The sequence below is a fragment of the Corynebacterium sp. HMSC14B06 genome (genome assembly GCF_001807075.1).
GTDB lineage: Bacteria > Actinomycetota > Actinomycetes > Mycobacteriales > Mycobacteriaceae > Corynebacterium > Corynebacterium jeikeium_D.
Map to the genome: position 1 here is coordinate 1 of NZ_KV787372.1, position 7,947 is coordinate 7,947.

The following is a 7,947-nucleotide window of genomic DNA, read 5'->3' on the forward strand; positions in this document are numbered from 1 at the left end:
AAAGTCAGACACACTTTTTGCTACTTAACCCCAAAAATAACCCGCCTGAACTGGTTTTATACCAGATGCAGGCGGGTTTTTACTTCTTAGTTCTTCTTGTTATCCGCAGGATCCGGGCGCAAGTAGCGGTCAACCATGTCGACGACCTCTTCGACAGATTCCTTGTCTAGCGTCGCGTCCTTGCCATCCGGGCGCCACACCAGCACCATCGTCTGAATCAGACGGTAAATGTTGCGCGCCAGCAGATATGGATCGTGCTCGCGAATAGTGCCGTCTTCCTGCCCGTGACGGACACCGGGGAGAATGAATTTCTCCACAATTTCCAGCTGTGTATCGCTCATCTCTCCAGTGAGCGCTTCTAAGACACGGTCGGGATCTGTCTTGACCAGGCCAGGGAAAAAGTCACTTTCGATGATGCGTTGAACGACGATTCGAATACGCAGCAACATGCGAGCGCGCGAATCGCCAGGGACATAGCGGAGCCCCTCAAGCATGTGCAGGATTTCGCGGTTGGTCACTTCCCCCAGAAGCTCACCAATGTCAGCGTATCGACGATATACGGTCGGACGCGAAACTCCTGCCTTGCGAGCAATTTCTGCAATCGAAGTCCTACGCAAGCCCACAGTCATTACGCTTTCGCGCGCAGCGGCAATGATGACATCATCGACGGATGGTTTCTGTGCCGCAGTGGTGCTTTGAGCAGCGTCGCCAACACGCCTCGTCTCATCCATGTAACTATTTCTCCCGTTGGAATCCGAACTCAGAAGTAATTTTATCAGGCAAATAGGTCGATTTAGTTCATGCCCCGTTGTCCAATTCTAAGATCTTACTTTCCAGTTAATTTCGTTTCCCCCACAATTCGCTCCACAAACCACACGGCAATCCACACGCCCGACCACAGCACAATCCACATCGCTAAGCTGGGCGTAGTCAGCGTGTGCCCCACAGCCCAGTCCGGGCACAAAATAAGGCGCACTGCAGAATCATGCCGAATCTCAGCGAAAGGTGAAATCATGGCTCAGCCCGATCCCGACCTCCAGCTCTCCCCTGAGCTCGACCGCATCGTGTGGATTGACTGTGAGATGACGGGCCTCGAACCCGAGCGCCACGTCATTGTCGAAATCGCGGCTCTCGTCACCGATGCCAACCTCAACGTCCTCGGGGAAGGCGTGGACATCGTCGTGCACGCGTCCGAGACCGAATTGGCGCAGATGGATGATTTCGTCACCAAGATGCATGCGAAGTCCGGCCTGGATCAGGAAATTCGCGACAGCAAGACTAATGTCGCCGACGCCGAACAGGCTGTTTTGGACTACATCCGTCAGTGGGTTCCCGAGCCGCGCACCGCCCCACTGGCAGGCAACTCGATTGCCTCCGACCGCAAGTTCATCCACCGCTACATGCCAGAGCTCGACCAGCACCTGCACTACCGCATGATTGATGTCTCTTCCTTCAAGGAACTTGCCCGCCGCTGGTACCCCCAGGTCCTCAAGGGCGCTCCAGAAAAGGGTCTCGCTCACCGAGCTCTTGCAGATATCAAGGAGTCGATCCGCGAGCTGGACTACTACCGCCGCGCCATGCTTCTGCCCCACCCCGGCCCCGAAGGCGACGCTATTTCTGCCGCAAGCAAGGAATCGACGGAAAAGTACGGTGAGATTCGCGGCTAGCTCGCTTTACGACGACCCAAACCCCACCCTTTCCCAAATTTATCCGGGTTGACCTGCTGTTTTTGTTTCCAGCCCACTGTGGGCTACCATATAGTTCGCTGCAGAGATGAGCTGAGAATACAGCTCCTTTAATGCGGTAATGGTGACTGTAGTTCAGTTGGTAGAGCACCAGGTTGTGATCCTGGGTGTCGCGGGTTCGAGTCCCGTCAGTCACCCCAAGTAGAACCCTCGGCCAGGTTTTTCCGGGCCGAGGGTTTTTGTGTTTCCGCCCGGCGCGTCGCCGGGGTGGGCCTTTTTGCTGCTAAGTCCCCCCCATAGTCACTACCGAGTAGCTACCAAGCCAGCATCCGCGGACTGCAGCTTGCCGTCAACCATCTCCACGATTCGGTCGGCACCGTGAAGCTGCCCCAGGTCGTGGGTGATGTACAGGGTGGCCACACCCATCTTCCGCGTCACATCCATAATCAGTCGCGTCACCGCCCCTGCACTCTTCTGATCCAAAGCCGCGGTCGGTTCGTCGACTAGCAGCACTTCCGGCTCATTCATCAGTGCGCGCGCAACATTGACGCGTGCCTGCTGACCACCGGAAAGCTGGCTCACGCGACGTTCTCCCAGCCCAGCCAGTCCGACTGCCTCGAGCAATTCATCTGCGCGCTTCTCCGCTTCACGACGGCCACCCGCGGGCCACCCGAAAACACGGCCCAATCGCCGCATTGCGATGAGCTGCTGCTTGACCGTCAGCGCTGGCAGAAGATTCGGCTGCTGGAAAACGATGCCGATGTGTTCGCGACGAATCTTGGCAGCATCCGCGCCGCGAGCGCTCAGATCAATGGCCTTCCTTTCCGCACTCTCGTCCGCGCCTGCACCGTTCGCGTCCTGCTTGTTGGAGTACAGCGTGACATGTCCGGTATCGGCACTCTTCAAACAACCTGCGATGGTCAACAGAGTCGACTTGCCGGAACCCGATGGTCCGACCAGTCCCACTACCTCGCCTGCCCGGATCTTCAGCGAGATGTCATCCAAAATGGTGCGTTTGTTGTCGCCATCTTGGACGGTCAGCGAGATGTTCTTCAGAGCGAGTGCCACGGGAGCCTGGTTGTCGATATAGGTAGTCATTTTGTCCTCAATTCCTCAATTCCTCAGTTGCAGGTTGTGCATGATTAACACGATGTGAGTGTTCTGTGGGAAGCCGCCGTGCTAGGCCGTGCTAACGAGCCACTACGCATTCGCCAATGCGGTGGTCGGATCGACGCGGAATACCGGCACCAGTGCCAGCAGCGCACCAACTACGCCGGTCACGGCCAGAATGAGCCCCGGCACGACGGTCGTGGAAGCATCGACCACAATTGGCATGACGTCGCCGCTCTGCAGAGCCCAGCCCGCCGCTGCAGTCACCGCAACACCGCCGCCGACTCCGATTGCCAGCACGGCCAGGACCTGCGCCAGAGAGTCAGCCACCAGCACGGAGCGGGACGCACCGAGCGCCGAGGAAATGGCCACACCACGCAGTCGTTGAACAGTCCACACTGTGAAGAACGCGCCTACCACCAGCGCAGAAATCACATACAGCATCGAGGTCATCGCGTTCAGCGAGGTCTGCTCGCCCTGATAGGAAGCCGACAGGTTATTGCGCTCGCCGTCGCGCAGAATTGTTCCTTCCGGGACATTCGGCAGCTGCGTCGCAGACTCGTCGACAACCATCGCCGCCGGCACCATCTGCCCCGGTGTCAGGTCTTCCATCACACCGCGCCCGGCATAAATGACCGCTTGGTGGTCCAACCACTTATCCCCCGCCACGCGCGCAACGGTGGCCTCGTGCTCGCCCATCGCACCAGACAGGGTCAGCGAGTCACCTTCCGCAATGGCGGTTTCACTGACACCGTCGGTGACGGCCACCTGGTCGTCGTTAAGCGAAAAGTCGGAGATGACGGTGACGGGCGTTTCATCGACGCGCGCACGACTGACGTAGACATCGCGGACATTTGCGCCGTTGTCGCTCGCCCACGTCTGGACGCTCTTTCGCGCCGTCTCTCCGATGCTTGACGACGACAACGACGTAGCCCCCTCCGAGATGACGACGGCGTCGTTTTTGTCGTAGACCTCGTCCAGTGCGGAGACGGACTGGGCGGACAGGCCGGCGGCCAAAGCCGAGAGGAACGTGACCATCACAGCAATCATCCCGACGGTGATGGTGATCAGTGCGGCACGGCCTGGAGCGGCTCGAAGTTCTTTCATTGACTGGTACATACTCATTATGGTCGTGGATTCAAAGGCGGATTTAATCGCCATGGAGGTTGAACTTCGTCTCCAACTTTCGGTTGATGTTGACAATTCCGGCTCGTCAGCGGTGTTTTGGCAGGCGGAACTGCCCTAAGCTCGAGAGCGTGGATACTCCTGAGACCCTGAACCGCAGCTGGCAATTACTGCGGTTTGCCCTGGATGTTTTGGTGCTGGTGCTGCTGGCGGTATGCGTGGTTCCGGATCCGCAGTGGCGAATCATCACCTATGCGGCGTGTTTTCTAGCGGTGTACATCGCAGGTTCGGTCGGGCCGATTGGTCGGGCTCGGCATGGCAACGTAGCCAACGAGGTCGCGCTGACTAAGCCGCGTGGCCTGCTGTTGGGCTGGCTTGTGATTCTGCTGCTGTGCTGGGCGGCAATGTCGTTTGCGACGCTGGATGCCTCTTTCCTGGTCTTCCCGCTGTTTTTCGTAATTCTGCAGGTCACCGGTGGCCTAATGGCCGTGGTTATGGTGGTGGCAACGACGGCGACGGCAATCGGTGCTATCGCCGTCCACACTCCGCTGACATTTGGTGGTGTCCTCGGCCCCATTCTGGGTGGGACGTTTGTACTCACGGTGGGGCTGGGGTTCCGGCTCCTGCAGAAGGAGACTATCGAAAAGACCAAGGCGCTGGAGGAGCTCTCAGCTGCCCGCGCCCACTCGGAAGCACTGTCCCGTCGTGCCGGTGAGCTGGACGAACGCGCACGCCTCGCAGCCGATATTCATGACACCGTGGCGCAGGGGCTTTCCTCCATCCAGCTGCTGCTGCATTCGGTGGAGTCCCGCATGAAAAGTGCTCCCACTCAGCATGACCAGACCTCGGTGGATTCGCTACAGCTCGCCCGCAAGGTTGCGGCCGACAATCTCGCCGAGACCCGGCGCATCATCGCAGCACTTCAGCCGGCTCCCCTCGAAGGCGCAGACCTATCCGGTGCGTTGGAGAAAGTCTGCTCCTCCACGGTGCTGGGCGATGCTGTCAGCTTCTGCGTCGACGGCACACCCACGCGGCTGCCGGCCACCGTCGAAGCAACCATCATCAGGGTGGCCCAGGCGAGCTTGGCGAACGTCGTCAAGCATGCACACGCCACGCGTTGCCGTGTCACCCTGACCTACCAGCCCGACGAGATTCTGCTCGACTGCGTCGACAACGGCATCGGCTTCGACCCCACCGCACCAACTAACGACGACAGCGTGGGGATCGCCAACGCGCGCCGACGCGTGGAGAAGCTCGGCGGCACCTTCACCATCGAGTCGGAACCGGGGCGTGGCTGCGGTGTCAGCGTCAGAATCCCGCACGAGCTCGCCTCTTAAAGTCCCGCGCCTGGTATGCAGGTAGGAAACGACCATTCACATCACCCGAGGAGTTAGCCAGGTGACCAAGCCCATCGGAGTCCTCATCGCCGACGATCACCCCATCGTCCGCGCTGGTCTTCGCGCAGTCGTTGAATCGGCGCCGGATATCGTCGTGGTTGGCGAGGCGGCCAGCGGCGACGAGGCGGTCGAGAAGGTGCGCGCATCGCTTGACGACGACTCTTGCGACCACATCGATCTGGTACTCATGGACCTTCGCTTTGGTGAGGCCCCTGGCACTGCTACCCGCGCAGGCGGAGTTGATGCCACCGCAGCCATCCGCGCACTGGCCGGGCGCGGCGCAAAGGCCCCAGAAGTGTTGGTGGTGACCAATTATTCTTCGGACTCCGATGTGCTCGGCGCTGTCACCGCAGGCGCAGTTGGTTATCTGCTGAAGGATGCCGCTCCGGAGGAGCTCATCGATGGTATCCGTCGTGCCGTTCGCGGCGAGACCGTGCTGAACACACAAGTGGCCGGGCGCTTGATGGGGCGGATGCGCAACCCCAATACAGCACTAACCCCGCGCGAACTCGAAGTGCTCGAGTTGGTCGCGCGGGGTATGTCGAATAGAAAAATTGCAGAACAGCTGGTGCTCACCGAAGCGACTGTGAAATCGCATCTGGTACATATTTTCACCAAGCTAGGCGTCAGCTCCCGCACCGCGGCTGTTGCTCGCGCGCAGGAGCTGGGAATGTTGGGTGATTAGGAACGGACTAACCCGTATGACTTAAGTGATGGCCTCACTAAGAGGACATGAGCTACCAGGAGCTGGTCTCGTCGGCGTTGCCCTTCTTCCAGGTCTCCCACGGGATGTTCCAGTCACCGAGTCCATCAACACCGGAGAGCGTCTCACCAATCGTATTCTTCACGATCACGATGTCACCGCGCTTAGTGTTGTCCAGGAACCACTTAGCGTTAGCATCAGTGACGTTGATGCAGCCGTGAGACTGGTTGACGCTGCCCTGTGCCCACGTTGACCACGGTGCACCGTGGACGTAGATGCCGGAGTAGGACATCTGCGTTGCGTAGTTAACCGGCGTGACGTAGCCACCGTTTTCCAGAGACAGGCCGTAGGTACGGGAGTCCATCACCATGGTCTCGTTGCGATCACCGATGATGTACTGGCCATTCGGAGTCGGGTGAACATTCGACCCCATAGAGATAGGCATGGAGTTTACGACTTCACCGTTCTTCTTAATGACCATGGTCTTCGTCGCATCATCAGCGATAGCAATGACTTCATCACCGATAGTGAAGCTGGTTTCGGCGGACTCCGCACCGTACATATCGTCACCAAGATCCGTGCCGTAAATATCGGACTTCACGGTAACCTTGGTCCCCGGCTTCCAGTACTCCTTTGGACGCCAGCGCACCTCACTGTTATTCAGCCAGTAGAAAGCGCCTTCCACCTTAGGCTCGGTGGTCACCTTAATTGCTTCCTCAGCAGCCTTGCGGTCCGAAATACTCGCGCTGAACTTCACAGCAATAGTCTGACCGACACCCACGGTGGAACCATCCAGCGGGGACAGGTAACCATTTACCTGAGAAATCGGCTCGATGGTGGTGAAAGAAGTAGCCAGCTTTTCTGTGCCCGAGGTGGCGTTAATCTCATAGGTCTTTGAGTAGCCCAGGGGTTCTGCAGTGGTCCACTTGGTACCACTGGAGTCGAGCTTGCCCTTGACCTCTTTGCCCTCAGGGTTGGTCATAACAACCTTGTCCAGGCGATGTCCCTCTTCCACCTGAACCGAAATCGGGTCAACCACCGAAACATCGGTGGCGTCGTCCTCCACACTGGCGACAAGACCAACGTCTGGCTTCTCCGCCTCTTGCTGCTCGGCATTATCTCCGCCGACGGTACAAGCAGCTAGCGAGATGGTGGTCGCAAATGTCACCACCGCCATCGACAGGCGCTTAAAAGATTGCCGCATGATCGTGCTTCACTCCAACAGTGCAATTATTAAGTAGTAAGTCCCGGGGACACACTGCGACACACAGCGGAGTCCTGCTACAGCCCCTGGTGCGCCCTCGAAAAAGGTCAGACTACCCTGCAGCGGCACTAGCCACCGATAAAACGCTCGCCCTAACTGAAAAGCCTTATTGACTGCCCAATCGCAGTCATCAACCCCTCACAGGGCGCAGCACGCAAAGTAGCCCAACGGTTCCTACAGTTAACCCTCTGGAAAATTGCTGTGCAACCCCAAAAAAACCGGGGCACTTCAACCGACCTGGGAAAACAGCGCCCCCTTGAAGCTGCGTTACCGAAAAGTAATCAGTTCGCTATTCAAAAGTGCCACCGGACGCTTCCGGACGTTACTGAACACTGTCGAACGTAACTCCGACATCTATGCACACTCCCAACGTCGATGGCATTGATACAGGCCCTACCCCACTTTGAGGATTTCCAAACTTTTTTTGAACTTTTTTCAAACGGTTGCGCAAAACCTTTCAAAAAACATGCAAAAACACCGACCAAAAAACAGGGCCTGACCAGCCGATTTTACAAACAATCAGAAACCTGGTTATATATCTTCTCGTTGCCGGCGAGGAGCTCACACAGAGAGCACCAAGCAGGAAACAGTAAGCGCCATTAGCTCAACTGGCAGAGCAGCTGACTCTTAATCAGCGGGTTCGGGGTTCGAGTCCCTGATGGC

General features: G+C 58.0%; 8 protein-coding genes and 1 tRNA gene. 4 read left to right on the top strand and 5 right to left on the bottom strand.

Annotation, left to right across the window (positions count from 1 at the left end):
• Window positions 1-86 precede the first annotated feature (86 nt).
• Together HMPREF3130_RS05695 and HMPREF3130_RS05700 are read right to left on the bottom strand one after the other, a co-directional pair.
• On the bottom strand, window positions 87-731 hold the full coding sequence (locus HMPREF3130_RS05695) for a TetR/AcrR family transcriptional regulator (protein WP_016422282.1): 645 nt from the start codon (window positions 729-731) through the stop codon (window positions 87-89).
• A 95-nt stretch (window positions 732-826) separates the two neighbouring features.
• Window positions 827-1,015, bottom strand: coding sequence for a hypothetical protein (locus HMPREF3130_RS05700; protein ID WP_042388509.1), 189 nt, complete (start codon window positions 1,013-1,015; stop codon window positions 827-829).
• Here HMPREF3130_RS05700 and orn point away from each other — a divergent pair.
• Complete coding sequence (orn, locus tag HMPREF3130_RS05705; protein WP_016422281.1) at window positions 1,014-1,667, top strand: oligoribonuclease; 654 nt, start codon at window positions 1,014-1,016, stop codon at window positions 1,665-1,667. The genes HMPREF3130_RS05700 and orn overlap by 2 nt on opposite strands.
• A gap of 142 nt (window positions 1,668-1,809) precedes the next feature.
• A tRNA-His gene (locus HMPREF3130_RS05710) sits at window positions 1,810-1,885 on the top strand.
• Window positions 1,886-1,988: 103 nt separating this feature from the next.
• Here the strand turns inward: HMPREF3130_RS05710 and HMPREF3130_RS05715 are convergent.
• Both HMPREF3130_RS05715 and HMPREF3130_RS05720 read right to left on the bottom strand, forming a co-directional pair.
• Complete coding sequence (locus tag HMPREF3130_RS05715) at window positions 1,989-2,783, bottom strand: ABC transporter ATP-binding protein (RefSeq protein WP_049172923.1); 795 nt, start codon at window positions 2,781-2,783, stop codon at window positions 1,989-1,991.
• A gap of 102 nt (window positions 2,784-2,885) precedes the next feature.
• On the bottom strand, window positions 2,886-3,902 hold the full coding sequence (locus tag HMPREF3130_RS05720) for an FtsX-like permease family protein (protein WP_246815118.1): 1,017 nt from the start codon (window positions 3,900-3,902) through the stop codon (window positions 2,886-2,888).
• Between the two features lie 149 nt (window positions 3,903-4,051).
• On the opposite strand from HMPREF3130_RS05720, the gene HMPREF3130_RS05725 reads away from it, so the two are divergent.
• Together HMPREF3130_RS05725 and HMPREF3130_RS05730 are read left to right on the top strand one after the other, a co-directional pair.
• Window positions 4,052-5,257 carry a sensor histidine kinase gene (locus HMPREF3130_RS05725; RefSeq protein ID WP_070429501.1) on the top strand — a complete coding sequence of 402 codons (1,206 nt, stop codon included), beginning with the start codon at window positions 4,052-4,054 and terminating at the stop codon, window positions 5,255-5,257.
• A gap of 61 nt (window positions 5,258-5,318) precedes the next feature.
• Window positions 5,319-6,002 (top strand): LuxR C-terminal-related transcriptional regulator, encoded by a 684-nt coding sequence (locus HMPREF3130_RS05730; RefSeq protein ID WP_083276344.1) that lies wholly within the window; start codon window positions 5,319-5,321, stop codon window positions 6,000-6,002.
• A 52-nt stretch (window positions 6,003-6,054) separates the two neighbouring features.
• On the opposite strand, the gene HMPREF3130_RS05735 is transcribed toward HMPREF3130_RS05730, so the two are convergent.
• Window positions 6,055-7,224 (bottom strand): L,D-transpeptidase, encoded by a 1,170-nt coding sequence (locus tag HMPREF3130_RS05735; RefSeq protein WP_070429503.1) that lies wholly within the window; start codon window positions 7,222-7,224, stop codon window positions 6,055-6,057.
• Between the last annotated feature and the right edge of the window lie 723 nt (window positions 7,225-7,947).

Excerpts from the sequence above, each read along its gene's own strand:
- HMPREF3130_RS05695 (WP_016422282.1), bottom strand. The coding sequence starts at position 731 with ATGGATGAGACGAGGCGTGTTGGCGACGCTGCTCAAAGCACCACTGCG.
- orn (WP_016422281.1), top strand. The coding sequence starts at position 1,014 with ATGGCTCAGCCCGATCCCGACCTCCAGCTCTCCCCTGAGCTCGACCGC.
- HMPREF3130_RS05720 (WP_246815118.1), bottom strand. The coding sequence starts at position 3,902 with ATGAAAGAACTTCGAGCCGCTCCAGGCCGTGCCGCACTGATCACCATC.
- HMPREF3130_RS05700 (WP_042388509.1), bottom strand. The coding sequence starts at position 1,015 with ATGATTTCACCTTTCGCTGAGATTCGGCATGATTCTGCAGTGCGCCTT.
- HMPREF3130_RS05735 (WP_070429503.1), bottom strand. The coding sequence starts at position 7,224 with ATGCGGCAATCTTTTAAGCGCCTGTCGATGGCGGTGGTGACATTTGCG.
- HMPREF3130_RS05715 (WP_049172923.1), bottom strand. The coding sequence starts at position 2,783 with ATGACTACCTATATCGACAACCAGGCTCCCGTGGCACTCGCTCTGAAG.